This window comes from Scandinavium sp. M-37 (assembly GCF_043558715.1).
GTDB classification, from domain to species: domain Bacteria; phylum Pseudomonadota; class Gammaproteobacteria; order Enterobacterales; family Enterobacteriaceae; genus Scandinavium; species Scandinavium vulneris_A.
In genome coordinates this window covers 1-479 of sequence record NZ_JBIGIN010000112.1, presented here as the reverse complement: position 1 = coordinate 479, position 479 = coordinate 1, and the positions used below count along the sequence as shown (strand labels likewise).

The window sequence follows — 479 nt, the reverse complement described above, 5'->3', positions numbered from 1 at the left end:
CCGTATGCCATTCGTTTTATCACTTTGATCCTGTTGTTCATTCCCTCAAGTACGCTGGTATTCAGACGATGCGTGGCACTCGCGATTATGCCGCTCACGTAACCCTCCAGCTTATCAGCGAACTGCTGCAACGCCCTGATGCCACTTTCCTGTGCCTGCCTGTACCACTCATTCCAGCGACGCTGCGCAACGTCTTTATCCGGGGCATACCACAGCTCTTTCAGGGCTGTTTTCATCACATACACCGTATTTAACGGCTGGTTCGCCGCCAGCAACTCTGCCAGTTTCACCTCATGCCCGGCCGGCAGGTTCTCTGGATTACGCAACAGCAACCAGCGGCTGCGTTTGATAACCTTCCGCGCCTTGCTGTTGTCACGCAACTGATTCGCCTGGTCGACCCTCACTCTGTCGATGACTTCCCGGCCGAACTTCGCCACAACATGGAACAGGTCATACACCACTTCCGCCTGCGGGCACTG

At 55.3% G+C, this 479-nt stretch carries 1 protein-coding gene; it reads right to left on the bottom strand.

The window, feature by feature from the left end; genetic code table 11:
- Positions 1-479: transposase (locus ACG0Z5_RS23940; RefSeq protein WP_394451678.1), on the bottom strand; the 479-nt coding region annotated here is incomplete at both ends.